We start from the raw sequence: 26212 nt of genomic DNA, 5'->3' as shown, positions 1-26212 counted from the left end.
CGGAATCGAATCATGACATCCATGTCATGGGCTGCCCGCTGAGCCCATTCCGGTGCCAGCGCAGGCCGGGGGGTCTTATTCTGCCGGGTGCAGGTTTCCTGCTGGCACGTGCCGTTTGCGTTCCCCCAGCATCAGCATGGCGGGTGTGACCACAAGGGTCAGCACGGTGGCCACAACCAATCCGCCCGCAATGGCAGAGGACAGTTCTGTCCACCATTGCGTTGACGGCGCACCATATACGATTTCGCGGGTGAAAAAGTTGAGGTTCAGCCCGATTACCATCGGCATAAGGCCAAGGGCTGTCGTGACGGAGGTCAGAACAACAGGGCGCAGACGTTGCGCCCCTGTGCGCAGGGCGGCTTCCAATGGCGATTGGCCGGATTTCTTCAAGTCGTTGTAGGTATCGATCAGAACGATGTTGTTGTTCACCACGATGCCCGCAAGTGCAATGACACCGATGCCGCCCATAACGATGCCAAAGGGGCGGCCCGTCACGATAAGCCCCAACAGGACGCCCGCGATGGAAAAGATGATAGCACTCATCACCACAAAGGCCTGAAAGAAGCTGTTGAATTGCAGGACGAGGATCACGAACATCAAGAGGATCGCAGCGACAAAGGCGCTCAACAAAAAGATCATGCTTTCCTGCTGGTCCTCAGCTTCGCCCGCGAAGCTGAATGCGACACCTTCGGGCAGGTCGGCGTCCTCCAGCGCTTGTGTCAGGGAGATGACCTGATCGTTGACAAGGAACCCCGGTGCGACGTTCGCTTCGATTGTTGTGACCCGCTTTTCGTCGATGCGGCGAATGACACCGGTGCGTTCTGACGGGGCGAAGGTGACAAAGTTGGAGATCGGCACAAGCCCAGAGGACGTGGGAACGCGCAGGCTGCCCAGTTCGGCCAGTGACCGTTCTTCACGGGGGAACCTGACCCGAATGTCGAGTGAGCCATCCACATCGGCGGGCCGGTAGTCGGCAACCGTGATCCCTTGGGTCAGCAGTTGTACGGCTTGCCCCAGCAGGCTGACATCAGCGCCAAAGCGCGCGGCCTCTGCCCGGTTCACAAGGATCGACACTTCAACCCCCGGTACGGGCCGCGTGTCTGTTACATCGGTAAAGCCGCCGACCCGGTCCATGATGTCGCGGACCTGCGCCACAGCTGTGGTCTGCACATCGGGATTGCGCGCCGTGATCTGCAGGTTGACGGGTTTGCCCGCCGTGGGCCCGCCACTTTCGGTTTGCACCTGTACGTCGATTCCGGCGATGTCGGATACGCTTTCGCGCAGATCCTCACCGATTTCGGCAGCCGTGCGCCGGGTATCCCACGGGGTGAGTTCAAGCTGCAGCGTGCCGATGGTTTCTTCGTCGCCCTGACCAGCCGACATCATTGACCGTGCGTAGATGCTGGCGATCTCGTCGTAGTCCAGCAGGCGGTCTTCGACGGCGCGCACCAGTGCGTCCCGCTCAAAAATCGAAAAGTTGTCGCGGGCGCGGACCTGCACCTGCATGAAGTCCGGTTCAACGGACGGAAAGAAGGTGACGCCCTTGCCGAATTGGCCGTAAGCGCTGAAGCACCCCAGCAGCAGGGCGATGGCCAAGAACAAGGTCGTAGCGGGGCGCAGGATTGCCCATTCCAGCACGCGCACGTAAGCCCCCGTAAAGCCACCCATGTCGCGCGGGTCGCCGACTTCGGCGGCGTACAGCGCGGCCTTTTGCCGTGCGGTCTGTGGTTGTCGTTTGCCGATCAGCCCGCCGACGACGGGAATAAATATCAGTGCCATGAACAGTGACGCAAAGAGAGTCAGGATAACGGTGATCGGCAGGAACTTCATGAATTCGCCCACCAGCCCCTGCCAGAACAGAAGCGGAAAGAACACGCTGAGCGTTGTGGCCGTTGATGCAATGATTGGCCATGACATGCGTTTGGCCGCATAGGCGTAGGCTTCTTTCGCGGGTGCGCCGTCCTGCAGTTTGCGGTCAGCCAGTTCGGTGGTGACGATGGCCCCGTCGACCAGCATCCCCACAACAAGGATCAGTGAGAACAGCACGACGATATTCATGGTGTAGCCCATCGACCACAGCGCGATAACACCTGCGAGAAACGCCCCCGGGATCGCAAGCCCAACCAGAATGGCCGACCGGAACCCGAGTGCGAGGACAATCACGATCATCACCAGAATGACGGCGGCAATGACGTTGGCTTCAAGATCGCTGAGCATGTCCTTGACCTGTTTTGACTGGTCTTGCAGGTACGTGATTTCGATATTGTCGGGCCAATCGACGCGCAGTTCCTCGACCAGTGCGCGCACCTCCTCCACAGTTTCAATAATATTAGCGCCAGAGCGTTTTGTGACCTCAAGCGCCAGCGCCGGTTGTCCGTTGATCCGGGCAAAGGAACTGGGGTCCTCGAATGTGCGGCGAATGGTGGCGACGTCGCCAAAGGTGACAACTGCATTGCCGCGCACCTTCACGGGCATCGCCATCACGTCGTCAAGGTCTTCGATCAGGCCGGGCACCTTGAGCACGATGCGCCCGGACCCGGTTTCGATGGCCCCTGCGGCTATCAGGCGGTTGTTGCGCTGGATTTGTCCGATCAGTTCGTCGAACGACAGGTTGTAGGTCTGGAATACCGTGGGGTCGATCAGCACCTCGAGGAATTCAAACCGCTGCCCGCCGATTTCGGCCTCAAGCACACCTTCGAGGCCCTCGATTTCCTCCTGCATCTGTTCAGCAAGATTGTTCAGCGTCCGCTCCGGCACGGGGCCGGACAGGATCGCCGTAATGATCGGGAACAGGGCGGTGTTGATTTCGGTGATGGTGATATCGCGGGCGTCTTCGGGCAGGTCGCCTTGCGCACGGTCAGCGGCTTCGCGGACCTTGTCGAGCGCTTCATCATTGTCGCCGCCGGGGGTGAATTCCAACTGGATGCTGGCAAACCCCTCGGACGCATCCGATTTCATGCTGTCGAGCCCTTCAATCGCGCCGAACTCTGTTTCCATCGGTTCAAGCAGCAGGCGTTCGGCATCTTCAGGGCTGATCCCGTCAAGCCCGGTTGAAACATAGAACAGCGGTAGCGGCACCTCTGGGTTGGATTCCTTTGGGATGGCGGTGTAGGCGAACGCGCCAACGGCAAGGATCGTGACGAGGGCCATGACCATAACGCGCGCGCGCGAAAATGCGGCGTTGATAATGCTATTCATCGGGCATCACCCCCGCGCTGGGCGTGACGGTTTCATCTGCGCTCACGAAACCCTGCCCGACGGTGATGACATCGACGGTTTCCGGCAGTCCGGTCACCCAGATGCCATCGATTTGCGCCTTTACAATTTCGATCGGGTAGAAGGCGACCACATCGTCGTCGTTGACGGTTTTGACCCCCAATGACCCTTCGGTGTCCAATGACACGATGGATGGCGACAGGAAGTGCGCCGTGACCTCGCCCGTGGGGATGATCACTTCGGCAGAGATGCCAGCGGGGATGGCGCGGTCTTCGTTTGCGACTTCTATTTCGGCTAGAAATGTCCGTGTTTCAGAGGCTGCAGCAGTGCCCACAAAGGTGACAGTGCCTTCCCGTTCCTCGCCGGTTATGAAACGGACGGTGGCAGGCTGACCCGCTTTCAGGCGCGTCAGGGATTGTTGTGGCACCTGAATGGCCACGGTCAGCGGCGTGATATCGACCAGCCGCCCGACTTCGCTGCCCGCAGAGACGTATTCACCCGCGTCAAGGTCGAGCGTTTCAATCCGCCCGTCGAACGGTGCAGTAATGGTCAGCGCCTGGGCCGCTTGTTCGAACGCGATGACCTGTGCCTGCGCAGAGGCGAGGTCTGCCCGTGCCTCGGTCACCCGGTCCTGCGTTGCGACGCCACGGTCAAGAAGCTGTTGCGCATTGTCGAGTTCGCGCTGCGCGCGGATCAACTCTTCTGCGGCGCGGTTGGCGTCGGCATCGTTTTTGGACGGGTCCAGACGGGCGATAAGGTCACCCGCAGACACGTCCTGACCTTTGGCGACCAGAACTTCGGCTACATCGCCCGAGGTCTCGGCACGCAACGCTGTGTCGCGGTCGGGCAGGGCCTGTCCCTCGGCCTGAAAGAACTGTGTCACGGTTTTCGCGCCAGAGGTCGTAACGGCCACGGTGACGGGCTTTGGCGCTTCGCGGGTGGTTGCGGGTGCGTTATCTTCCGAAGGGAAGACAAAGCCGCTGCCCATCCAGCCAACGATCAAAAGTACCAGAGCCGCGGCGATCCATGTGGAGCGCGACGCCCCCATATCGGATGAAAATGTCAGCCGTTCGGGCGCATCTGCCGCGTCGGCATTCACGGCATCAGGCGGTTGCTGCGGGTCGTCCTGTGTCGCAGCCTCTGACGGTGTGTTTTCAGTTTTCATGGTCGTCATCCTTCGGGGCTGCGGGGGCCTGCCCCGTGTCGCACGCCTTTGACGTGTGGAGTGCATTGATCACCGTGCCAATGGCGGCGGCCGTCTTTGCGTAGAAGTTCGCATATTCCTGCAAACGGTTGATGGCATCGCTTCCTGCGGGAAGCGCATTGATGGTATGCGTGATTTCATCCCGTGTGGAGCGCGCGCGTTTTTGTACACCCTCCAGCATGGAGACGTAGGGATTCGGTGCCAATTGGAAATAGTCCTGCCGATCTCCGGGTTTGGCAATGCGCTTGACCAGACCGCGTTCCTCCAACAATCTGATACTGCTACTGATGCTGCCACGACTAACCTGCAACCGGGTCGCCAGATCACCGAATGACGCAGCTTCCCCGTCAAAGATCAGCATGCCAAAGACCCGCCCGGCGATGCGCGGCATCCCTTCGGCCTGCGTGATCAGGCCGATTTTCTCGATGAATTCTGCGCGCGTGTCGCTGACAGGGGCACCGTCTGTCATTGGAGAGTCCTGTTATCGTCTGCTGCCGATATGGCGACTGTTGCGGAAACATCAAGTTTGTTCAGTCAATACTGAACAGGACGTTGCGTGACATTGGGTAATTGCATAATCGCTGGGCGTTTTTCGTCATTGAATACGCCAATGGCACCGCTCAGGTCGATCTCACACCGCTGGAGATGTCCGAATGGGCACCCAGATGCGCGGCTGTTATTCAGCCTTTTGTGGGCCCGCTTTTGTTGGTTCAGCGTCCTACGACAGGCAGGCCGCTGGGCACGGTTTTGGGGATGCCGAGCTGCTCTGCCGGGTCTTCGAGTGTTTGCAGGAAGGCAATCAGCGCCGCAATTTCCGTATCGCGCAGGGATTGCGGGCCAAGGTCGCTGGCGGCTGCGATGGCGTTCATTTCGCCGGGATCAGTGAGGATGCGTGTGTCATTAACATGGGGAAGGGCGGGCAGAATAGCCTGTTGCACATCATAGGCCCGCAGCGCCGCAACCGGGTCAAGGTGATGTCGCACGATGCCCTCCAACGTGGGGTATGCCCCGTTGTGTCCGTAGGGCGCGGTGAGGGTCACGTTGCGCAGGGACGGCGTGCGAAAGGCGAAGGCGTCTGCCGGGTCGCCGGTGACGCGCAGGCGGCCTTCATCCCGCGCATGGCTTTCAAACCGCGCGGCTTTGCCGGGGCCAAACTGCGGCAGGGCAATGGCGTGAAAACCGTGGTCGGTTTGCAGCCAGCCCGCATGGCAGTCCGCGCATCCCGCCCTGCCGTAGAACAGGTCCATGCCCTGCGCTGCCTGCTGTGGCAGGCTGGCGGTTCCCGCCATGGCCCGGTCAAAAAGCGCGTTGTCAGCACGCCACTCGAAGGCGATGAAATCTGCGATGACGTTGGCGATAGCCGCAAAAGTGATGTCGTCGCCCGGCAGTGCTGCTGCGAACCGCTGTTCATATTCCGGTATTGACGCCACCCGCCCGGCGATCTTTTCCCACGCCCCGCCGGGTTGGGCCAGCAGGCCCTGACGCACGGCGCGGCTGATATCATTTTCGGAATAGTGCCCGGCCATTTCGTCGCCTGAAAGGACGGGAAACATCGCCTGTGCGGCAAGCGGGGAGTCAAAACCCGTTGTCATATCCGCACCAAGCGGGGTGCGGATGCCGTTTGGTTCAGATGGGTCAAGCTCTAGCCTGCCGTCATGAAAAAAGCGGGTAAATTCCGTCGCACCGAGATTCCACAAGCCCGGCGCGTTGCGCGGAATCCGCGCTTCGGGCGCGTTGTCGGGATCAATCCTACGGTCCGGGCCAAGGCCCAGTCCGCCGTCGCCGATGGCCAGTGAAACGCCATCACTTGTGCCGAAATCGGGATGGTGACAGGTCGCGCAACTGACAGATTTATTGCCCGACAGGATCGGGTCGTAGAACAAAAGCTGGCCCAGTTCGACGCGCGCCATGTCTGGCTCGGGATAGACCGGGCGTGGGCCGAGGTCTTGCGCCGCGCCGGGCGTGCCGAGCGCGAGAAAGAGCAGGACCCCTGCGATACGGCTGCTGTTGGCCTGAGCGAAGTACATGGCCCGCCCCTTCCTGCGTCGGTCAGACGAAGCGATTAACGTAGTTTTCGAGAATTTCCTGACGCCCTGAACGCGGCTCTGGGTTGATCCCTTCGTCGAGGACCCGTTGGGTGATAGCGTCAAGGCTGCTGGTCAGCATGGCCCGCGCTGCTGGCGTGTCCCAACCGGCGTAGCGCTTGGTCAGGGCCGTTTCCAGTCCGCCATCTTCGATCATGGCGGCGGCGGCTTTCAGGCCGCGCGCGCAAATATCCATACCGCCGATGTGGGCAGCGATCAGGTCTTCTGCGGCGAGCGATTGGCGGCGCAGCTTGGCGTCAAAGTTGGTGCCGCCCTGCGTGAATCCACCGGACTTGAGCACATGGTAGTATGCCAGTGCAACCTCGGGCGTGTTGTTGGGGAACTGGTCGGTATCCCAGCCCGACTGGTAATCGTTGCGGTTCATGTCGATCGACCCCAGCATACCTTCGGACGCGGCCAATGCCAGTTCATGTTCGAACGAATGCCCGGCAAGAATCGCGTGGCCTTGTTCGATGTTGAGCTTCACCTCATCCTCGAGTCCATACTTGCGCAGGAACCCGATGCAGGTGGCTACGTCGAAATCATACTGGTGCTTCGATGGCTCTTGCGGTTTTGGCTCGACCAGAATTTGCCCTTTGAAGCCGATCTTGTGTTTGTATTCGACCACCATATTCAGAAAGCGGCCCATATGGTCCAGTTCCTGCGTCAGATCGGTGTTGAGCAGGGTTTCGTAGCCTTCGCGCCCGCCCCACAGTACGTAGTTTGCGCCGCCCAGTTTGTGGGTGGCATCCATGCAGGATTTCACCGTTGCCGCGGCAAAGGCAAAGACATCAGGGTCAGGGTTGGTTGACGCGCCGGACATCCAGCGACGGTGACTGAACATGTTGGCGGTGCCCCAAAGCAGCTTGGTTCCGGAGCTTTCCATCTTTTCGCCGATATAATCGGTCATCTCATTCAGTGTTGCGAGGTTACCCGCGAAACTGCCCTGTTCGGGGCGGATATCGGCATCATGCCAGCAAAAGAACGGGGCGTTCAGGATATCAAACATCTCGAACGCCACATCTGCCTTCAGCTTGGCGCGGCCCATGTCATCCTGAGGGTGCCACGGGCGGATAAACGTCTGACCGCCAAAGGGGTCGCCCCCTTCCCACGCAAAGGAATGCCAGTAGGCAACGGCAAAGCGCAGATGGTCTTCCATCCGCTTACCCATGACCATTTCGTCGGGGTTGTAATGGTGGAAAGCCAGCGGGTTCGTGCTGTCTGCCCCTTCATAGGCAATGTCGGGGATACCGTCGAAAAAACCTGTGCTCATTGTCTTGGTCCTTGGCGCGCCGGTCAGGCGGTCGCGGGCGCGGGGTTTTTGCCCAGAATGATCATCGACAAGATGTCCTCGTCTGTGACCTCATCCACGTTGACTGTGCCCACGAGTTGACCGTTCTTCATGACCGATGCCCTGTCACACAGGTCCATGACGCTGTGGACGTCATGTTCGATGAGGAAAATGCCGATGCCCTGCGCTTTGAGTTGTTGAATCAACTCGGCAACCATGCGGGTTTCTTGCGGTCCAAGTGCGGCTGTTGGTTCGTCCATGATCAGGATGCGTGCGTTGAAATAGACCGCTCGCGCAATGGCCACAGATTGCCGCTGGCCACCAGAGAGTGCTTTTACCGGGTCCGCGAACTTGCGGAAGTTGGGGTTAAGCCGTCCCATGATCTTGCGGGTCTCGGCCTCCATCTGGGCATCATCGACGAACCCCATCGGTGTGACCAATTCGCGCCCCAAAAACAGATTTGATGCGGAATCCAGATTATCGGCCAGCGCCAGCGTCTGGTAGATCGTTTCGATGTTATATTTGCGCGCGTCCCGCGGGTTTTGAATATCGACGGGTTTTCCGTCGATAAGGATTTCGCCCGAGTCCATCGAATAGGCCCCCGACAGGCATTTGATCAGCGTCGATTTGCCTGCGCCGTTGTGGCCAAGCAGGCCGACGACCTCACCGGGGTAAAGATCCACGGTGACATGATCGACCGCCTTGATCCCGCCGAACGAGACAGAGACATCGCGCATCTCGACAAGTGGTGTTCCCGTTCTGTCAACCATCACGTGTCTCCTGTTCTTCTACGGTAGAGGATGTCGATCAACACAGCGAGCACAAGGACGCTGCCCACGACGATGTTCTGGAATGGTGCATCAACACCGACCATCGCCATACCTGATTGCAGTGACTGCATGATCAGCGCGCCAAGAATGGCGCCGTATATTGTGCCAAGGCCGCCCGCGAGTGCCGTGCCGCCAATCACCGCCGCCGCGATCACGCGCAGTTCGTCCAGCGTGCCGATATCATTGGAGTGAAACGACAGGCGCGCAGAAGCAACCAGTGCGGCCAGTGCGCAAAGAACACCCATGATGGTAAATACCTTGACGGTCAAAAGCCGTGTATTGATGCCTGAAAGTTCAGCCGCGTCCGGGTTGCCGCCGGTGGCAAAGATATATCGGCCAAGCCGGGTGCGTTGCGCAACCAGTGTCATCACGACAGCGACTGCAATCAGCAGCAAGACCGACAAGGGAATACCGTAGCCTTGGGTAAAGCCTTCAGGCATGACTTCGCCACGCTCTTCGAATGAGCGGGCAAGCACGCGGGTCGGGACCTGATAGGCGTTGAGCGTCGCGACGAAACCAAGGATTAGCACGCCGGCAATCGCCATCAGCATACCCTCGGCCCAGACCGGTTTGACCGGGAACTCATGTGCGATGCGGGCGCGGCGGGCCTGAATGATGGCAAGACAGGTGGCTGCGACGGCCAGCAGCCCGACGATCCAGCTGGCTGTTTCGCCCATGGTGCCGCCAATGCCGCCAAGCATCTGGAAGTTGTCATCAAGCGGGCCAATCGTCTGTCCGCTGGTCAGATACCATGCCACGTTACGCCAGACGAGAAAGCCGCCAAGCGTGACGATAAAGGCAGGGATCGTCAGATAACCGACGAGCCAGCCGTGAAATGCGCCGATCAGGCCGCCGGTCAGAAGCCCCACAAGGATCGCGACCGGCGCCATAAGGGCGCTGCCGTAGTCCAGCCCGAGTGAAGGCAAAATCTGTGTTTGGGTCATCGCCATCACGGCTGAACAGGTGGCAAGCAGCGCACCGACGCTCAAGTCGATATGGCGGGTCACGATCACAAAGACCATGCCGGTCGCCATGATGGCCACACTGACGGTTTGAATCGTCAGATTGAAGATGTTGCGCGGGGTTAGGAAGCGGCCATCAGTCAGCACGTTGAACACGATGCAGACCAGAACGAACGCGCCGATCATGCCAAGAAGGCGCGTGTCAAATTCCAGAGTCTTGAAAATGTTCTTACGTGCGCCCGACGGGCCAGTCTCGTTGGCGTTTGCCATGATGACCTCTGTGTCTGGAGGATAAGGAGCGATCTCCGCCAAGCCGGGCGGAGATCGCGACGATCCGGGAGGTTGGATCAGTTACAGGGGGCAGGGCCGTCGGTGACACCTTGGCACAGCGCGTCCTGTTCGATCCAGCCAGCGTCAACGACGACTGTCAGGTTGTCGGCTGTCACAGGGATCGGCTCAAGGAAACGCGCTGTCATGGTCGTGCCAGCCGGCGATGTCCATTCCTGTGCACCTTCAATGTCGGACATTGCCGTGCCGCCAGCAAGTGCGACGGCGATTTCACCAGCCGCTTTGCCCAAGTCACGCGCATCTTTCCAGACGGAAACAGTCTGGGTGCCGCGGGCCACGCGATTAAGTGCGGCATGGTCGCCATCCTGACCAGAGACAGGGATGCCATCCATGCCCTGTGCTGTCAGCGCGGCCACAACACCACCGGCGGTGCCGTCGTTGGAGGCCACAACCGCATCGACGTTATTGTCGTTGGCAGTCAGAATCTGTTCCATGTTGCGCTGTGCGTTCGCAGGCAACCAGCCGTCGGTGTAGGCTTCGTCAACGATGGTGATATCGCCTGCGTCAATGGCTGCTTGCAGCACTTCCTGCTGGCCGCCACGCAGGAAGTCCGCGTTCGGATCAGTAGGTGAGCCCTTGATCATGACGTAGTTGCCCGATGGCTGAGCCGCAAGCACGGCGCGGGCCTGCATCCGGCCGACTTCGACGTTGTCGAATGTCAGGTAGAACGCACGTGCGTCTTCGATCAGACGGTCATAGGCAATGACAGCGATACCCTCGTTTGCGGCAGCGTCCACGGCCGGAATGATCGCCTGTGTGTCCTGTGCAAGGATCACGAGCACATCAGCGCCCTGTGCCACGAGGCTTTCGACATCGGCAAGCTGCTTGGACGATGATGACTGCGCGTCCGAAGAGATGTACTCCCCGCCCGCAGCTTCGATGGCAGCAACGATCGCGGCTTCATCTGTCTTCCAGCGCTCTTCCTGAAAATTGGACCAGCTTACGCCGACAGTTTGCGCAAAGGCGCCGGTGCCAAGCACCATGGCAAGCGCAGTTGTAGCGAATAGTTTCATTAGAGACCTCCCGTTATATCTTTTGTCTCGGCGCCACGGATTTTCACTCGAATCGGCGCTGACCCCTTTATCTTGCATATTTATTTCACTGAGCAAAATAATATTTTTCGGTCGCTGAAAAAAATGTTAGAACTCCGCAAGATCAGGGAGGAATCAGCGCGTCATGTTGATGGATTTGGCGGCTTTGAGCGGGTTGGACGCACGTGATGCGACGCGTCTGCGCGTGCTGCAATGCATCCGTTCGCAGGAAGAAATTTCCCGCACCGATATCGCGCAGGCGCTGGATAGCAGCCCGGCCACGGTGACGTCCGCCTGTGGTGCGTTGCTGGAAGCGGGCCTTATCCGCGAGGTGGAACGCGCCCCGTCCGGTGCTGTCCAACGTGGCCGACCGCGCGTCATGCTGCAAATCAATGGCGCGGCTTTTTTGCTGGCAGGAATCAAGATTGCGCGGCACGCGTTTCTGGTCGTGATCGTTGACTTCAAGGGTGATGAGATCGGCACCTATGCCCTGCCGCTGGCCGAATCGCGCATGCAAGCTGATGCATTGGTGCGCAGGGTCCGCACCGCGCTGGACGCCGCCTGTGATCATCTTGGTGTCGACGTGGCACAGATCGCCGGGATCGCGCTGGGGATGCCGGGTTTTATCAACGGACAGACGGGGTTCATGCATTGGTCGTCCTCAGTCATTGAGCGCAATGTGGATTTTGTCCCCTTGTTTCAAGTGCATCTGCCGTGCCCCACATTCCTTGACAACGATGCCAATCTGGTGGCCAAGGCAGAGCATCTGTTTGGTGCCGGGCGCGGGCTGCGCAACTTTCTTGTCGTCACGGTCGAGCATGGCGTGGGCATGGGGATTGTGCTGGATGGCAAGCTTTATCGCGGTGAGCGCGGTTGCGGCGCGGAATTAGGTCATTCCAAGGTGCACATCGACGGGGCCGTGTGCCAATGCGGGCAGCGTGGTTGTCTGGAAGCCTATGTCGGTGATTACGCCATGGTGCGCGACGCATCTACTGGCCGCCAGACAGACGCACCAACGTCAATCGCCGAGATTTTGGCCATGGCGCGGGCGGGCGACGCCTTGGCTCATCAGGTGCTGGAGCGGGCGTCGGAGATTTTGGGCGTCGCGCTGGCAAATCTGGTCAATCTGTTTGATCCCGAACATATCGTTCTGGCCCGCTCGCGCCCTGAACTGGACCCGCCGTATCCCGATATCATGCTTGATGCGCTGCGCCGGAACACCGTGCAGGTGGACGCGCCGCTGCCCGGTTTGACTGTGCGCAATCTTGACAAAAGCATGTGGGCCAAGGGGGCGGCTGCGCACGGGATCGAGATGCTGTCGATCCTGAAAGTCCGTGAACGGGGGGCTGTCGATGCCGCATAGGATTGGTGCCTTGACGCTGGCGGTGTCAGCGCTTGCCTGCACGGCACAGGCGGAGCCTGCGCAACCTGTCTTTGCCCGCGTGGATATCACACCGCACGTCTATGACGGCGGGTGGGAGCATTTCGTGGGGGGCGGCGTGGCGGCGTTTGACTGCGATGGGGACCAACTGCCCGAGCTTTTCGCGGCGGGTGGTGCGAACCCCGCAACGCTTTTTCGCAACCGTTCAAAGGACGGCGTTGTTTTTGACGCGCAAACGCCCGAAGTGCTTGCCCTGCGGGGCGTCGTGGGGGCATATCCGCTTGATATTGATAGCGACGGTCATTTGGACCTTGCCGTGCTTCGGGTTGGCGTCGATGTCCTGTTGCAAGGGCAGGGCGACTGCAATTTTCAGCCTTTTGGCGCAGATTTCGGCTTTATGACGGGCGACCACTGGAGCACCGCCTTTTCCGCCACTTGGGAGGCAGGCAATGCCCTGCCCACGCTGGCATTTGGCACATACGTTGACCGCGCAAACCCCGATGGCCCGTTCGAGGCATGTGACGCCACGCTGCTGTATCGGCCCGAGGGCGGGCGCTATGGCCCACCGGACGCGCTGCGCCCCGGCTATTGCGCCCTGTCGATGCTGTTTTCGGACTGGGCGCGCACCGGCCGCGCCGATTTGCGCGTGTCCAACGACAGGCACTATTATGTGCGCGGCGGGCAGGAACAGATGTGGGCGATGGAGGCCACGCCCCGGCTTTACACCGCCGAAGAAGGATGGAAACCCTATGCGCTATGGGGCATGGGGATTGCCTCTCGCGATGTCACGGGGGACGGGTTTTCAGATGTCTATCTGACATCAATGGGTGATCAGAAATTCCAGATTTTTGATCCCGGCCCGGGTGGCCCCACGTGGCAGGATGCGACCTATGATCGGGGCACGACCGCACACAGGCCCCATGCGGGTGGCGACGGTCGCCCGTCAACCGGCTGGCATGCGGCCTTTGGTGACGTGAATGCCGACGGACTGGATGATATTTTTGTGTCCAAGGGTAATGTCGAACAGATGCCCGATGCGGCGATGCAGGACCCCAACACGCTTTTGATGCAGCAGGCGGATGGCCGGTTTGTCGAAAGTTCTGTTGCGGCCGGGATCGCGTCAATGGCCCGGTCGCGCGGCGCGGCGCTGGTTGATTTCAACAATGACGGGCGGCTTGATCTGGCGGTTGTCAACCGTCGCGGACCGATGGAGGTTTTCGAGAATATCACAAATGGCGGAAACTGGCTGCTCGTTGATGTGCAAAGGGCGGGGTCGAACAGGCATGCTATTGGCGGCTTTATGGAATTGCGCGTGGACGGCCGGGTGCAAACACGCGAGATCACGCGCGGCGGCGGCCACGCGGGCGGTCACGCGGGGCTTGAGCATTTCGGCCTTGGGCAGGCTGCGGCAGCTGAGTTGCGCATGATCTGGCCCGACCGGACGCAGACCGCCTGGATGCCTTTGAAAGCAAACCAGATTGTGACCTTGGGCCAGTGACCGCGCATTATCCTTCCCTGCCAGATTGCCGTTTTGAACCATAAAGCGATGCCGGGCGTGGCCTCCAGAGACCTGTCATCTTCGCCCTATAGGTTACCCGCATCAAACAGGTAATCGACGATGTTGGCGACCTCTGTGCCGTCGATCAGCCGGACAGGCTCCCCGCGGCCTTGCAGATAAGCCGTGTAAGTCGAGCCGCATGCAGGCCATCATCAGCAAATGGACGCACTGAAATCGCACTAACCCTGCGCTGAATGTCTTGCCCCGGTGCCAAGGACAGTTCCTGTCTGAACGTCACTGCAGTAGGGCAGACCCAAACCCATCAGTCTCGTGGATGAGAGCACTTTGGGTACTGGCTTGCCCGGCTTCCCTCAATTTCCCAAGCCCAGAGCCTAACTACATCTAAACTCTTTCAGTGTTACATCTTCTGAACCAAGGAAGAGAGGCCGTGCATTGACATCTACACGTATACCATGGGTACTGATGGCATTTGCATTGATGCTGACAGTATCGACGGCGATTTCCTTTATTGGTTACAGATACTTGAATGTGGCAAGCGAATTTCGTGAACGCAACTTCAACCATCTGGTTGCCTCGCAAAACATCCTCGACGTTGCGAGGAAAAACCCGATCATGCGCAGCAGCCAGGCAGCGGAACTGGAAAGCCTGCTGCAAACTGCGCAGGCTGAGGCCGTGTGGTGCCGGGACACGCTCTCTCCCTTTGAGAAGCGGCTGTTCGCATGGCTTGGTGCAGGTCCCGCACTGCAAATCTGTGATGACAACATCTTACATGTGGCCGCTGCCCAAGCGCTGATTGATCAGATTATTGCCCCGGAAACGATTAGCGCTGTCGGACCGGATTCCGCCTTTGCTTTGGGGCTCAGGTTTGCTGATGCTGCAGAGGTAATCATTGAAGACAGCGAAGCCTTTCAGCCCTACGTATCAATCATTGAGGATCGGATCACCCGCTATGTCCGCGTTGGCACCGCTTCGGGCGGCATCGCACTGGCACTCATCTTTCTATTCCTTGCGCGACAAACGATTCTGAGCCTTCGCGCCCAGAACCGCACCAAGGCGGTCTTGATTGAGAAAGCGGCCGTTGCCGAAAGTGTAAACGATTCAATCGCTGTAACGGGGCCCGATGGCGTAATTACCTGGGTTAATCCCGCTTTCGAGAGGTTAACCGGATCAACACTTGATGAGGTCGTAGGCAAAACGCCAATCGAGCTGTTGGGCAGCGATCAGATGAACCCCAAAGACTTCGATGATCTGAAAGAAGCGATCGCGGCACGGCGCACAATCCGACGTGACATCCCAAGTCAAAATAAGTCGGGCGATGATTATTGGATCAGGATGTCAATTTCACCCTACTTCGGGATCGCGGGGGAATATCGTGGCTATATCAGCGTATCGACTGACATCTCTAATCTTGTCAAACAACAGCAGGAGTTGGAGTCAACCAAGAACGAGGTCGAGCATCAGGCGTTGCACGATCCGTTAACAGGTCTGCCGAACCGCCGGGCACTTGACCAGGAACTGCATCGACGTGGCACAGATAAGAAAGACAGCGGGGCGGGCGCAACTCTGGTCCGCATTGACCTGGACCAATTCAAATATGTCAACGACACACTTGGGCACGCTGCGGGTGATTTTGTCTTGGTAGATGTGGCAAAGACGCTGTCAAAGTTGAGCCGTGCCCAGGATTTGCCGGCCCGTATCGGGGGTGATGAATTTGTCGTATTGCTGGCGCCCGGGACATCGCTGCAAGAAGGGGAGGAGTTTGCGCTGCGCGCCTTGAGGCACATCCAGGAACCAATTGACTATCTTGGCAAGCAGCTTCGGGTCGGTGCAAGTTTCGGCGTTGCCAGTACACTGGATGGTCTTCTGGATGACAGTACCCTGAATGTAGGCGCTGATGCTGCACTCTATGAGGCGAAAGAGTCCGGGCGCAACCAGGTCCAGTTATACAGCCCGCTTCTACACGAGAACCTGCAAACCAGGCGATCTATGCCCGAGGGTCTGAAAGAGGCACTGGAACAGGACGATTTCGAGCCGCACTACCAAATTCAGGTGGATGCGCAGACACATGAGGTCGTCGGCGTTGAAATGCTCGGAAGGTGGCATTCACCCCGGCAAGGAGTTGTCATGCCGGACAAGTTTCTGCCTGTTGCCCAACGCCTTGCAATTGTAGACAATATTGATGTGGCCCTTTTCAAGCGCGCCATGCGTGAGTTGGAACAACTCCTTGATGAAGGTTTCGGGCTTCACCGGGCGTCTTTCAACGTAACGGCAGCACGTATAGAGGATGTAAAAACTGCACAGACAGTCGTTGAAAATCGGCCGCCCGGTCTGAAGGTTGCTTTCGAGATACTGGAATCTGTTTTGATTGAAGATCAGGGAGACCATTTTCGGTTTGGTCTTGACGCGCTGCGTGAAGCTGGCGTTGCGATTGAGATTGATGATTTTGGGTCAGGGCATGCGTCCATTGTCGGGCTTATGCAGCTTCGGCCTGACGCAATGAAGATTGACCGGCGCCTGATATCATCCGTTGTAGATGACGCCATTTGCCGCGAAGTGGTACAAAGCATTATGAACATCGCGCATGCCACCCAATTGACCGTTGTCGCCGAAGGCGTCGAAACGATGGAGCATGCAGATCTGCTGCGGGACATGGGCTGCCATACCCTTCAGGGCTACGCTTTCTCAAAGCCAGTTCCTCTTGACGGCTTGCGAGACCTCCTGTCTCGACGTGCAGGATCGGCCATGAAGAGCGCCTGAGTTTAACATCTGTTTCCCTTGCCGGTATTCACCGCAAATTATTTGTAAGTCGGTTTTGGCGGACATCAAATGCGATGCCGCATCATTTGGCAGGATTAATGGGTCCTGCCCCTAAGTGTTTGGATGTTTCTATGCGCGTATTGCAGTGGCGTTTTCATTCAGCATACGCGCTTGGATTTGCGCCTTTTTTGCTGCGCTGATCCCGCTTTTGCCCAAACAAAACTCCATGAGCCCTACCTGTGTCGACGCGAACGTATTGGCCGCAGATGGTATTCGAACTGCCCCATGCAACACGCAAAGACGCCATTCAAGAGTGGCGGTTCGCCAGCCTGGTCATTCACGATCAGTCAATCGCGCTGCTTGACTTGCCTGCATACCTATTGTCAGGTTTCGCGAATTGACGGGGCCTTTATCCGAACCGTTAGCACATCGCAGATCAGGGGGACATCGTATGAAACTGGCCTTGTTCGGAGCAGGTGGGAAAATGGGGGTCCGTTTGTCCCGCAATCTGGCCGCCACAGATTTTGAGACAGCGCATGTTGAAGTCTCGCCCGAAGGGCGCGAACGTCTGAAGACGGAGCTGGGGTTTGACTGTCAATCGCCTGACAGTGCGTTGGACGGGGCGGACGTGGTCGTTCTTGCCGTGCCTGACACGGTTATTGGGCGCGTCGCGGCATCAATTATCGACAAGGTCCCATCGGGGGCGATGATTGTCTGTCTGGATGCAGCGGCCCCTTTTGCCGGACATCTGCCCGAGCGGAAAGATGTGACATATTTCGTAAGCCATCCTTGTCATCCTCCAATTTTCAACGACGAAACGACAGCGGAAGGGCGCAAGGACTATTTTGGCGGCATTGCTGCCCAGCAAGGGATCGTCAATGCACTGATGCAGGGTCCTGAAGCGGACTATGCCTTGGGTGAGAAAGTCGGCAAAGCGATCTTTGCCCCTGTCGCGCGGTCCCACCGCGTCACGGTTGAACAAATGGCGTTATTGGAGCCCGGCTTGTCGGAAACCGTCTGCGCATCGCTGCTGGACGTCATGCGTGAAGCGATGGATGAAGTTGTTGCGCGGGGTGTTCCGCGAGAGGCCGCGCGTGACTTCCTGCTGGGCCATATGAATATCCTGGGTGCTGTCATCTTTGGTGAGGTAGATGGCGTCTTTTCCGATGCCTGCAACAAGGCCATTGAATTCGGCAAGCCGGTCTTAATGCGCGATGACTGGAAGCGCGTCTTTGAACCCGAAGAGATCGCGCAGAGTATCAAACGGATTACCTAGCCGCCTGTCGTCCTAGCGCGTTGATCCGCTTGATGCACAAGGTACCGAGAGTGGGGTCATCGCTGCCGGACCAACTTTGCGGCGGACAATCCGCCGATAGTGACAAAGCTGGGCCGGCTGACTGGGCATGGTTCTGCATTGCGACATCATGCGCCATCGCTGCGATAACGGATGCTTTTTAGCCAAGTGTCTCTTTGACGGCGGCGTGGGTGGCGGCGACGATCTGGTCTGCCTGCGCGGTCGTCAGTGAAAACGGCGGCGCAAACCCGATGATGTCACCCTGCGGCATGGCCCGTGCGATTACCCCATGTTCAAGCATGGCAGCGGCAATGCGTGGCCCGACCTTGTCGGCGGCATCGAAAAAGACGTGATCGTCGCGATCCTTGACCAATTCAATGGCACACAACATGCCCTCGCCACGAATATCCCCCACGTTGGCATGATCGCCCAGCGCGTCGGCCATCGCGGTGTTTAGATACTGCCCCACCGTGCCCGCATTTGATACAAGGTCAAGACTGTCGAGCAGTTTCAGGTTTGCCACACCCGCGGCAGCCCCGATCGGATGGGCCGAGTATGTCCAGCCATGCCCGATTGGCCCGAATTCATCGGTACCCTGTTCCAATACCTGCCATATCTTGTCTGACACGATAGACCCCGACAGCGGCGCATAGGCCGATGTCAGCCCCTTGGCGATGGTGACCAAGTCAGGTTTCAGCCCGTAATGGTCCGACCCCATCATCGTGCCAAGACGGCCAAAGCCGGTCACGACCTCATCCGCGATCAGCAGAATGTCATGCTTGGCCAAGACTTTCTGGATCGCCTCCCAATAGCCCGCAGGTGGGGGGACAATGCCGCCGGTGCCCAGCACAGGCTCACCGATGAATGCCGCGATGGTGTCGGCGCCTTCGCGTTCAATCAGGGCCTCAAGCTTTTGTGCGCAATCGGCGGAAAAGGCTTCCTCGGTCATCGACCGGTCGGCGCGGCGGAAATAATACGGCGCTTCCGTGTGCACCACCTGATTGAGTGGCAGGTCGAACTTCTTGTGGAACAATTCAAGTCCGGTCAGCGACCCGGTCATCAGACCAGAGCCATGATAGCCACGCCAGCGCGAGATGATCTTTTTCTTTTCCGGGCGGCCCAGCACATTGTTGTAGTACCAGACCAGCTTGATGTTTGTCTCGTTCGCGTCGGATCCGGACATCCCATAATATACGTGGTTCAAACCCTCGGGCGCCCGCTCTGCCACCATGCGCGACAAAGTGATGGAGGCTTCGGTCCCATGCCCGACATAGGAGTGATAATAGGCCAATTCATGCGCTTGCGCAGCAATCGCATCGGCAATCTCGGTCCGGCCATAGCCCACATTCACGCAATAGAGCCCCGCAAACGCGTCAAGCGACGATTTCCCCTCGCGGTCAGTAATATGTACCCCGTTCGCCCCGGTGATGATGCGGTTGCCCATCTCGCGGCGTGCAAACTGGCCAAGATGCGTCGATGGGTGAAAAAAGTGGTCATGATCCCATTGCGATAGCTGGTCGTTTGTCTGGGTCGTTGTCATCTGTTGCTCCGGTCTTGAGGGGGTAGGCGGCGCGCCCATTCTGGTCGAGACCTAATCGAAATTCGCACTGATCACTAGGGGGGCAGCATCGTTTGTTGTCTTGTCAATTTCGATAAAACAAACGACGGTTTCCCCGCGATATCCCGCAGGCGGGATCAGGGAACAGGATTGCCACATGACAACACACGAAGCAAACTTTACCACCGAAGAATATCGACAGCGGATTGCCAAAACCCGGCGGGCCATGGCCGCGAGGGGGCTGGGCGCAATCGTCGTGAGTGACCCGTCGAATATGTCATGGCTCAGCGGGTATGACGGGTGGTCGTTCTATGTGCATCAGGGGGTCATTCTGACGCTTGAGGGCGACCCGGTCTGGTGGGGCCGCGCAATGGATTCGGTCGGCGCGCGCCGGACGGTGTTCATGGAAAGCGACGATAATCTGCGCGGCTATGACGACACGTTTGTGCAGAACCCTGACAAGCACCCGATGCAGGAATTGGCGCTGCTGTTGACCGAACTGGGGCTTGAGACGGCCCGCATCGGTGTCGAAATGGATAACTACTACTATTCTGCTGCCGCCCATGCCGCCCTGATCGCGGGGTTGCCCGGCGCGCAGATCGTGGACAGCACCGCGCTGGTCAACTGGCAACGCGCTGTCAAATCCCCGCAGGAACTGACCTATATGCGTCGCGCTGCCCGGATTGTTGAAGCGATGCACAGCCGAATTCTGGACCTTGCAGAACCGGGCCTGCGCAAGAATGACCTGATCGCAGAGATCTACGCAACCGGAATCAGGGGTGCCGACGGATATTGGGGCGACTACCCCGCGATTGTGCCGATGGCCCCATCCGGCCTTGATGCGACCGCCCCGCATCTGACATGGGACGACCGCCCGATGAAGACCGGCGAGGCGACATTCTTTGAAATCGCTGGCGCGCATCGGCGCTATCAATGCCCGCAGTCACGCACGCTTTTCCTGGGCAATGTTCCACAAAAATACCGTGACGCGGAAGCAGCCGTACTGGACGCGATTGAAGCTGGTCTGGAACAGGCCAAACCCGGCAATCAGGCACAGGACATCGCCAATGCCTTCAACGCGACGCTCAACAAGGCCGGGTTCGAGAAAGACAGCCGCTGCGGCTATGCCATCGGCATCAGTTATCCCCCCGATTGGGGCGAGCGGACGATTTCATTCCGGCGGGGTGACACGACAGTGCTGGAACCCGGCATGACATTTCACTTCATGCCTGCCCTGTGGCTAGACGATGGCGGGTTAGAGATAACAGAGCCGATCCTGATTACAGAGACCGGATGCGAATGTTTCTGCACAACCCCGCGCGAATTGTGGGTCAAGGCATGATTGCCAATCCGATCAGCCCTACAATTCCGCTGGATGCCCAGGGCGTTCATCACGGGTTTCTGAAATTACCCTACAGCCGCGATGACAGCGCATGGGGGGCGGTGATGATCCCGATCACCGTGATTGCCAATGGCGACGGGCCGACGGCACTGCTGACCGGGGCGAACCATGGCGACGAATACGAAGGGCCGATTGCCCTGCAAGAATTGGCCGTTTCGCTGACACCTGACCAGATCGCCGGGCGCGTCATTATCCTGCCAATGATGAACCTGCCCGCTTTTGCCGCCGGTGCGCGCTGCTCCCCAATCGATGGGGGCAACATGAACCGCAGTTTTCCTGGCCGTCCGGACGGAACTGTCACGCAAAAGATAAGCCACTTCATCGCCACCCAGCTGGTGCCGCAGGCTGACATCGTGCTCGACTTTCATTCCGGTGGGCGCACGCTGGATTTTCTGCCCTTTGCCGCCGCACATATTTTAGATGACAAGGCACAAGAAGCCGCCTGCATGGCCGCGATGCAGGCCTTTAACGCGCCCTTTTCGGTGCGGATGCTGGAGATCGACAATGTTGGTATGTTCGACACCGAGGTCGAAAATCAGGGCAAGGTCTTTGTCACGACCGAACTTGGCGGGGCAGGAACAGCCAGCCCGCGGACGGTTGGGATCGCGCGCAGAGGCATCCGCAATCTGTTGATTCACGCGGGCATAATGGCAGGTCAGATCGACCTGCAAGAAACCGTGCAACTGGACATGCCTGACGAGCTATGTTTTGTGATTTCCCAAGTTGCGGGCCTGATCGAATATCTGGTCGAAATGGGTGACACCGTGGCCGAAGATCAACCCATCGCGCGGGTCTGGCCAGCCAATCGCACGGGCGCAGAACCGACTGTCTGTTGCGCGCGCAGGGCAGGCATACTGACGGCGCGCCACGTGCCGGGACTGGTCAAGATGGGCGATTTTGTAGGTTTGGTCGCGACACGGGCCTGAGGCTTGCGCGCTTTGCGTAGATTGACGAAGGATAAGACTCTAAGGATCGCCCCAATACTGCTGCCGGTCCCGCCATATCTTTTCACCGATCTGACAATCGCTGGGGTCGCGTGATGTGGACTGGACTTGCACCAGTATGTCCGGCTGCGGAGTGGCGACCATTTCAAGGATCAGCTTGCGCCGCACCGCCTCTGCAAAATCCGCCCAATCCAGCACAGGGATCACAAAAGACCCTGGCCCGCCAATGACACAGTTCCGGTAATATACATCCAGGTCGTCCAGATGCCAGCTGTTGCCCATTCCCTCGCGGGTCATCAGGGGCAGTCCGTTGATGATAATGCCCTGCGCCAGCGCCTCGTCGCGGGCCTGCACGACGTAGCGGCCCTGATTGTTGGGGCCATCGCCCGATATATCAATCACCCGCCGCAGGCCCTTGTAAATATTGTTATTCAACTGGGCGGTCCCATAACTCAGCGCGCCCGAAATGGAGGTGCGGCGCAGTGCGGGGTTGAATTTCGACGTCAGACTGCGGGCGAAGGCATCAAGGTCGGCACGGGTCTGCACGACGCGCCAGCCGACGACCACCTCTTGGGTGCCGGCCCATTCGATATAGGTGATCGCCACCCGTTGCAGCAGGCCCGATTGAACCGCCGAAAACACACTGTCGGATTGCAAGGCCTCTGCATAACCGCGGCGCTGGATTTCGAGTTCGCGTTCGGTCATCGACCGCGACACATCGACCATCAAGACCAGTTCAAGGTCCACTTCGATTTCATCAGCAATCGCAGGGCGCGCAACGCTCAGACTGAGCAGGGCCAGCAGGATCAGGGCGATTTTCATGAGATCAAGATGCCCAAGCAACCCTGAAGGGTCCAATCAATTCTGCTGTGATTGACCCACAAATGCGCCGGCTATCTCGTATGGACGAAAGGGTCAGCCGCGCTATGCTGACTCTCAGACCAAAACTGGAGCCAGACAATGCACCTTGATATCCGCGCAAGCCTTATTTGTGTCACGCTCGCCACGCCGGTTTGCGCCGATGTGACTGTCAGTCACGGCTTTTCGACTTTTGGCGATCTGAAATACGGCCCGGATTTTCCCCATTTCGACTACGCCAACCCCGATGCGCCCCAAGGCGGCACGATGAGTCAGCGCCAACTTTACGGCACGCCGACCTTCAACAGCCTCAACGCCTTCATCATCAAGGGCGACAGTGCCCCGGAGGTGACACATCACATCTACGACAGCCTGATGGTGCGCGCCTACGATGAGCCCGACGCGCTTTATGGTTTGATCGCGGAAACCATCACCTACCCCGATGATCTGTCTTACGTTACCTTTGACATGCGGCCCGAGGCGCGTTTTCACGATGGTGAACCGGTCACCGCCGCCGATGTCGTCTTTACGATCAATGCGCTCAAGACAGACGGGCACCCGTATTATCGCAACTTGTTGTCCGATGTTCAGAACATCACTGCCGAAACCGACCACCGCGTCCGGTTCGACCTTGCCCCGGAAGCCGGCAGCGGCGTGCTTGGTGCCATTGCCGAACTGCCCGTGCTGCCCGCGCATTTCTATGATGATGTGCCCTTTGACGAAAGCTGGATGACGATCCCGGTCGGGTCCGGTCCTTATGTTGTCGATACGGCAGACGCCCCGCGCACGATCACATTCTGCAAAGACCCCGACTATTGGGCCAGCGACTTGCCTGTGAATGCGGGCAAGAACAATTTTGACTGTTTCAACTATGAATATTTTGTGGATGACACTGTCGGTTTAGAAGCATTTGCCGCTGGCGAATATCTGATGCGGGTTGAATATCGGTCTGCCTCATGGGCAACGGGGTACGATTTTCCGGCGGCGCAGAATGGCTGGGTCAAACAGATGATGCTGCCTGACGGCCGCCCGCCAAGCGCGCAGGGCATCTGGTTCAACATGCGACAACCCGCGTTGCAAGACATCCGCGTGCGCGAGGCGCTGGAATATGCGTTCAATTTTGAGTGGACCAACGAGACCCTGTTTTACGGGACCTACAACCGGACCGACAGTTTCTTTGAAAATACAGAGATGGAAGCATCGGGCATCCCCGAAGGCGCAGAGCTTGCCTTGCTTGAACCGTTTCGCGACGACCTTCCGGCAGACGTGTTTACCGAACCGCCCCACAGCCCCTATGCTGGTGCCGCGTCACCACGGGACCGTGCGGCATTGCGTGCCGCGTCCCGATTGCTGGACGATGCGGGCTGGATTGCGGGAGATGACGGGATGCGCCGAAATGCAGCAGGAGAGCTCTTGTCGCTGTCCTTTCCCGACGATAGTCGCAGCCTAGAAAGGGTCATTGTGCCGTTTACCGAGAATCTCAAGAGCCTCGGCATCGACATCAACTTCGAGATCATCGACCCCAGTTCCTGGAGCGAGCGACGCCAGACCTATGATTTTGACCTGTCACTGACCGCTTGGGGGGTCGAGGTCACGCCCGGCGCGGAATTGCGGGCTTTCTACGGCTCTGCCTCAGCGGCAGCAGAGGGCGGCAATAACCTCAGCGGTGTGGCTGACCCGGTGGTTGATGCGCTGATCGAAAAGGTGGTTGCTGCCCCGACGCGCGATGATCTGGTTGCGGCGGCCCGCGCACTCGACCGGGTGCTGCGGTCCAAGCACCTGTGGATTGGCAACTGGCATCTTGGCGCGCACCGGGTGGCGGTCTGGGATGTGTTCGATATGCCCGAACAGCGCGCGATTTATGATTTCAATCGGGGCGTTGAATTTTGGTGGTTCGATCGGGACAAATACGATGCCCTCGTCGCGGCCGGTGCGCTGACCGACAGGTTCTGAAAACCTATTGCAGGAGTATGCATGAACCACCTCAACCGACGTCTTTTTCTGGCAGGTGCCACGGCCCTGACCACTCTGCCTGCCCGAGCACAGGCTGCGGATTGGGGCACAGTTGCCATGCAGGCGCGATCCCTTGACCAATGTCATGCGCTTCTGGTGCAATTGAATGGCCGCTCCGTCCTGTCAGAGGTGTTTCGCGGCCCCGGCATAACGCGTGCGGTCCCGATTAAATCGGTGTCCAAGACAATCGTGGCGGCCCTGACTGGCGCGGCGCTGGATCGTGGTGATATCCCTGCGCTGGATGCAACACTGGCCGATCTTGCGCCGCAACTCATTCCTGCGGGGGCCGATCCACGGGTTGGCCGGATCACTGTTGAAAACCTCGTCACGATGCAGGCAGGGCTGGAACGCACGTCGGGCAGCAACTACGGCGGATGGGTCAGCAGCAGCGATTGGGTCGCGAATGCCCTGTCGCGCCCCTTTGTGGCCGAGCCGGGCGAAAGAATGCTTTATTCGACGGGGTCGTTTCATGTGTTGGGCGCGGTCCTGTCAGAGATTTCTGGTCAAAGCTTGCTGGCGCTTGCGCGCGCCCGCCTGGGCGACCCCCTCGGGATAGAGATCCCAGCATGGACCCGTGACCCGCAGGGCCGTTATCTCGGGGGTAATGAAATGGCCCTGCGATTGCCTGCGATGGCCCGTTTTGGCGAGCTTTATCGCAATGGCGGGCGCTGGGGTGGGGTCCAGGTGCTCAGCAAGGATTGGGTCGACCGGTCATTGCGGCCTGTGACCCGCTCGCCCTATTCGGGGCTCAGCTATGGCTATGGCTGGTTTCTGGGGCGGGCAGGCGGTGATGACTATGCCTTGGCGCGGGGCTATGGCGGGCAGATTATTTGCATTTCGCCAAAGCTGGGGCTGACTGTTGCCATTACCTCTGACCCGACGCGGCCCGCGCGCAGTGGCGGCTATTTCGGCCAACTCAAGCAACTGATCGAAGCGGCGATCATGCCTGCGGCGCGCGCGCAGATGGGTTAGTCCGGTTTGCTGTCGGGCAAACCGGAAACTTTTGCCAGAGCGGGATTTAAACGCGGCTTGCCCGCCTCTAGTCGTGCCCCATCGCTGAATGGTCCATGCCGCCGCTTGGATCGACCATGAATTCAACGACCACTTCGCCGGCGTTTTGGAAGATCAGCGTCGCGGGGATCATGTCGCCTTCGTCGGCGGTGCTGGTCAGGCCCATGAACATCACATGCATCCCCCCCGGCTCCAGTACCAGCATGTCGTTTGGCGCGATGACCAGATCGACTACGGGCTGCATCCGCGCGACGCCAGCATCATCGATAACCGTTTCATGGATGGTGGAGACTTTGGCAAAGGGCGTGCGCACCTCCAGCAGTCGTTCGGGTGTGTCGCCGTCGTTCGAAATGACCATATAGCCCGCCGCTGATTTTGCGGTTGGCAACGGGTCAGGTATGGACGGGTGGATGATGTGCAGATCGCCCGCGACCATGTCATGGGCAAAAAGGGGTGTTGCAGCGGTCAACGACAGTGCGGCGGTCAGAAGTAGTTTTTTCATGGGATGT

At 58.8% G+C, this 26212-nt stretch carries 19 protein-coding genes; 8 read left to right on the top strand and 11 right to left on the bottom strand.

Annotation, left to right across the window (positions count from 1 at the left end):
* Positions 1 to 75: 75 nt before the first annotated feature.
* The 8 genes from C8N45_RS11930 to xylF form a co-directional block, all read right to left on the bottom strand.
* Positions 76 to 3198, bottom strand: coding sequence for an efflux RND transporter permease subunit (locus C8N45_RS11930; RefSeq protein ID WP_108386486.1), 3123 nt, complete (start codon positions 3196 to 3198; stop codon positions 76 to 78).
* Positions 3191 to 4381, bottom strand: a complete 1191-nt coding sequence (locus C8N45_RS11925; protein ID WP_108386485.1) for an efflux RND transporter periplasmic adaptor subunit — start codon at positions 4379 to 4381, stop codon at positions 3191 to 3193. Before C8N45_RS11925 ends, C8N45_RS11930 begins: the two co-directional genes overlap by 8 nt.
* Positions 4371 to 4889 (bottom strand): GbsR/MarR family transcriptional regulator, encoded by a 519-nt coding sequence (locus tag C8N45_RS11920; protein WP_108386484.1) that lies wholly within the window; start codon positions 4887 to 4889, stop codon positions 4371 to 4373. Before C8N45_RS11920 ends, C8N45_RS11925 begins: the two co-directional genes overlap by 11 nt.
* A gap of 241 nt (positions 4890 to 5130) precedes the next feature.
* Positions 5131 to 6447, bottom strand: a complete 1317-nt coding sequence (locus C8N45_RS11915; protein ID WP_108386483.1) for a cytochrome-c peroxidase — start codon at positions 6445 to 6447, stop codon at positions 5131 to 5133.
* 22 nt (positions 6448 to 6469) lie between these two features.
* Positions 6470 to 7777: a xylose isomerase gene (gene xylA / locus C8N45_RS11910; RefSeq protein WP_108386482.1), complete on the bottom strand. Its 1308-nt coding sequence runs from the start codon at positions 7775 to 7777 to the stop codon at positions 6470 to 6472.
* Between the two features lie 23 nt (positions 7778 to 7800).
* Complete coding sequence (locus tag C8N45_RS11905) at positions 7801 to 8565, bottom strand: ATP-binding cassette domain-containing protein (protein WP_108386481.1); 765 nt, start codon at positions 8563 to 8565, stop codon at positions 7801 to 7803.
* Complete coding sequence (locus C8N45_RS11900) at positions 8565 to 9857, bottom strand: sugar ABC transporter permease (protein WP_108386480.1); 1293 nt, start codon at positions 9855 to 9857, stop codon at positions 8565 to 8567. Before C8N45_RS11900 ends, C8N45_RS11905 begins: the two co-directional genes overlap by 1 nt.
* 77 nt (positions 9858 to 9934) lie before the next feature.
* The gene (gene xylF / locus C8N45_RS11895) at positions 9935 to 10948 is read right to left on the bottom strand and encodes a D-xylose ABC transporter substrate-binding protein (RefSeq protein ID WP_108386479.1); all 1014 of its coding nucleotides are present in this window, start codon (positions 10946 to 10948) and stop codon (positions 9935 to 9937) included.
* A 163-nt stretch (positions 10949 to 11111) separates the two neighbouring features.
* Between xylF and C8N45_RS11890 the strand changes: the two genes are divergently transcribed.
* The 4 genes from C8N45_RS11890 (at position 11112) to C8N45_RS11875 (ending at position 17899) form a co-directional block, all read left to right on the top strand.
* Entirely contained in the window at positions 11112 to 12329 is a 1218-nt protein-coding gene (locus C8N45_RS11890) for an ROK family transcriptional regulator (protein WP_108386478.1), read from the top strand.
* Positions 12319 to 13845, top strand: a complete 1527-nt coding sequence (locus tag C8N45_RS11885) for a CRTAC1 family protein (RefSeq protein WP_108386477.1) — start codon at positions 12319 to 12321, stop codon at positions 13843 to 13845. The genes C8N45_RS11890 and C8N45_RS11885 overlap by 11 nt, the downstream gene beginning before the upstream one ends.
* 483 nt (positions 13846 to 14328) lie before the next feature.
* Positions 14329 to 16623 (top strand): putative bifunctional diguanylate cyclase/phosphodiesterase, encoded by a 2295-nt coding sequence (locus tag C8N45_RS11880; RefSeq protein WP_108386476.1) that lies wholly within the window; start codon positions 14329 to 14331, stop codon positions 16621 to 16623.
* 451 nt (positions 16624 to 17074) lie between these two features.
* Positions 17075 to 17899 (top strand): phosphogluconate dehydrogenase C-terminal domain-containing protein, encoded by an 825-nt coding sequence (locus C8N45_RS11875; RefSeq protein ID WP_108386475.1) that lies wholly within the window; start codon positions 17075 to 17077, stop codon positions 17897 to 17899.
* A gap of 178 nt (positions 17900 to 18077) precedes the next feature.
* Here the strand turns inward: C8N45_RS11875 and C8N45_RS11870 are convergent, their stop codons facing one another.
* Positions 18078 to 19457 (bottom strand): aspartate aminotransferase family protein, encoded by a 1380-nt coding sequence (locus tag C8N45_RS11870; RefSeq protein WP_108386474.1) that lies wholly within the window; start codon positions 19455 to 19457, stop codon positions 18078 to 18080.
* Between the two features lie 175 nt (positions 19458 to 19632).
* Between C8N45_RS11870 and doeA the strand changes: the two genes are divergently transcribed.
* The gene (gene doeA, locus C8N45_RS11865; protein ID WP_108386473.1) at positions 19633 to 20817 is read left to right on the top strand and encodes an ectoine hydrolase DoeA; all 1185 of its coding nucleotides are present in this window, start codon (positions 19633 to 19635) and stop codon (positions 20815 to 20817) included.
* Complete coding sequence (gene doeB, locus C8N45_RS11860; protein WP_168769465.1) at positions 20814 to 21803, top strand: N(2)-acetyl-L-2,4-diaminobutanoate deacetylase DoeB; 990 nt, start codon at positions 20814 to 20816, stop codon at positions 21801 to 21803. Before doeA ends, doeB begins: the two co-directional genes overlap by 4 nt.
* Before the next feature lie 39 nt (positions 21804 to 21842).
* Here the strand turns inward: doeB and C8N45_RS11855 are convergent, their stop codons facing one another.
* A complete protein-coding gene (locus tag C8N45_RS11855; RefSeq protein WP_108386563.1) occupies positions 21843 to 22643 on the bottom strand; it encodes a DUF1194 domain-containing protein in 801 nt (266 codons plus the stop codon).
* Positions 22644 to 22781: 138 nt separating this feature from the next.
* On the opposite strand from C8N45_RS11855, the gene C8N45_RS11850 reads away from it, so the two are divergent.
* Positions 22782 to 24632 carry an extracellular solute-binding protein gene (locus C8N45_RS11850; protein ID WP_108386471.1) on the top strand — a complete coding sequence of 617 codons (1851 nt, stop codon included), beginning with the start codon at positions 22782 to 22784 and terminating at the stop codon, positions 24630 to 24632.
* Positions 24633 to 24653: 21 nt separating this feature from the next.
* Entirely contained in the window at positions 24654 to 25664 is a 1011-nt protein-coding gene (locus tag C8N45_RS11845) for a serine hydrolase domain-containing protein (protein WP_108386470.1), read from the top strand.
* A 67-nt stretch (positions 25665 to 25731) separates the two neighbouring features.
* On the opposite strand, the gene C8N45_RS11840 is transcribed toward C8N45_RS11845, so the two are convergent.
* Positions 25732 to 26205, bottom strand: coding sequence for a copper chaperone PCu(A)C (locus C8N45_RS11840; RefSeq protein ID WP_108386469.1), 474 nt, complete (start codon positions 26203 to 26205; stop codon positions 25732 to 25734).
* Positions 26206 to 26212: the final 7 nt, after the last annotated feature.

It is taken from the genome of Yoonia sediminilitoris, from assembly GCF_003058085.1.
Lineage (GTDB): Bacteria > Pseudomonadota > Alphaproteobacteria > Rhodobacterales > Rhodobacteraceae > Yoonia > Yoonia sediminilitoris.
The sequence above is the reverse complement of the archived record's forward strand: the minus strand, read 5'-3'. Positions and strand labels throughout refer to the sequence as shown.

What these genes read in the sequence shown, in the direction of transcription:
- C8N45_RS11930 (WP_108386486.1), bottom strand. Translation starts at nt 3,198, where the DNA reads ATGAATAGCATTATCAACGCCGCATTTTCGCGCGCGCGCGTTATGGTC.
- C8N45_RS11925 (WP_108386485.1), bottom strand. Translation starts at nt 4,381, where the DNA reads ATGAAAACTGAAAACACACCGTCAGAGGCTGCGACACAGGACGACCCG.
- C8N45_RS11920 (WP_108386484.1), bottom strand. Translation starts at nt 4,889, where the DNA reads ATGACAGACGGTGCCCCTGTCAGCGACACGCGCGCAGAATTCATCGAG.
- C8N45_RS11915 (WP_108386483.1), bottom strand. Translation starts at nt 6,447, where the DNA reads ATGTACTTCGCTCAGGCCAACAGCAGCCGTATCGCAGGGGTCCTGCTC.
- xylA (WP_108386482.1), bottom strand. Translation starts at nt 7,777, where the DNA reads ATGAGCACAGGTTTTTTCGACGGTATCCCCGACATTGCCTATGAAGGG.
- C8N45_RS11905 (WP_108386481.1), bottom strand. Translation starts at nt 8,565, where the DNA reads ATGGTTGACAGAACGGGAACACCACTTGTCGAGATGCGCGATGTCTCT.
- C8N45_RS11900 (WP_108386480.1), bottom strand. Translation starts at nt 9,857, where the DNA reads ATGGCAAACGCCAACGAGACTGGCCCGTCGGGCGCACGTAAGAACATT.
- xylF (WP_108386479.1), bottom strand. Translation starts at nt 10,948, where the DNA reads ATGAAACTATTCGCTACAACTGCGCTTGCCATGGTGCTTGGCACCGGC.
- C8N45_RS11890 (WP_108386478.1), top strand. Translation starts at nt 11,112, where the DNA reads ATGTTGATGGATTTGGCGGCTTTGAGCGGGTTGGACGCACGTGATGCG.
- C8N45_RS11885 (WP_108386477.1), top strand. Translation starts at nt 12,319, where the DNA reads ATGCCGCATAGGATTGGTGCCTTGACGCTGGCGGTGTCAGCGCTTGCC.
- C8N45_RS11880 (WP_108386476.1), top strand. Translation starts at nt 14,329, where the DNA reads ATGGCATTTGCATTGATGCTGACAGTATCGACGGCGATTTCCTTTATT.
- C8N45_RS11875 (WP_108386475.1), top strand. Translation starts at nt 17,075, where the DNA reads ATGAAACTGGCCTTGTTCGGAGCAGGTGGGAAAATGGGGGTCCGTTTG.
- C8N45_RS11870 (WP_108386474.1), bottom strand. Translation starts at nt 19,457, where the DNA reads ATGACAACGACCCAGACAAACGACCAGCTATCGCAATGGGATCATGAC.
- doeA (WP_108386473.1), top strand. Translation starts at nt 19,633, where the DNA reads ATGACAACACACGAAGCAAACTTTACCACCGAAGAATATCGACAGCGG.
- doeB (WP_168769465.1), top strand. Translation starts at nt 20,814, where the DNA reads ATGATTGCCAATCCGATCAGCCCTACAATTCCGCTGGATGCCCAGGGC.
- C8N45_RS11855 (WP_108386563.1), bottom strand. Translation starts at nt 22,643, where the DNA reads ATGAAAATCGCCCTGATCCTGCTGGCCCTGCTCAGTCTGAGCGTTGCG.
- C8N45_RS11850 (WP_108386471.1), top strand. Translation starts at nt 22,782, where the DNA reads ATGCACCTTGATATCCGCGCAAGCCTTATTTGTGTCACGCTCGCCACG.
- C8N45_RS11845 (WP_108386470.1), top strand. Translation starts at nt 24,654, where the DNA reads ATGAACCACCTCAACCGACGTCTTTTTCTGGCAGGTGCCACGGCCCTG.
- C8N45_RS11840 (WP_108386469.1), bottom strand. Translation starts at nt 26,205, where the DNA reads ATGAAAAAACTACTTCTGACCGCCGCACTGTCGTTGACCGCTGCAACA.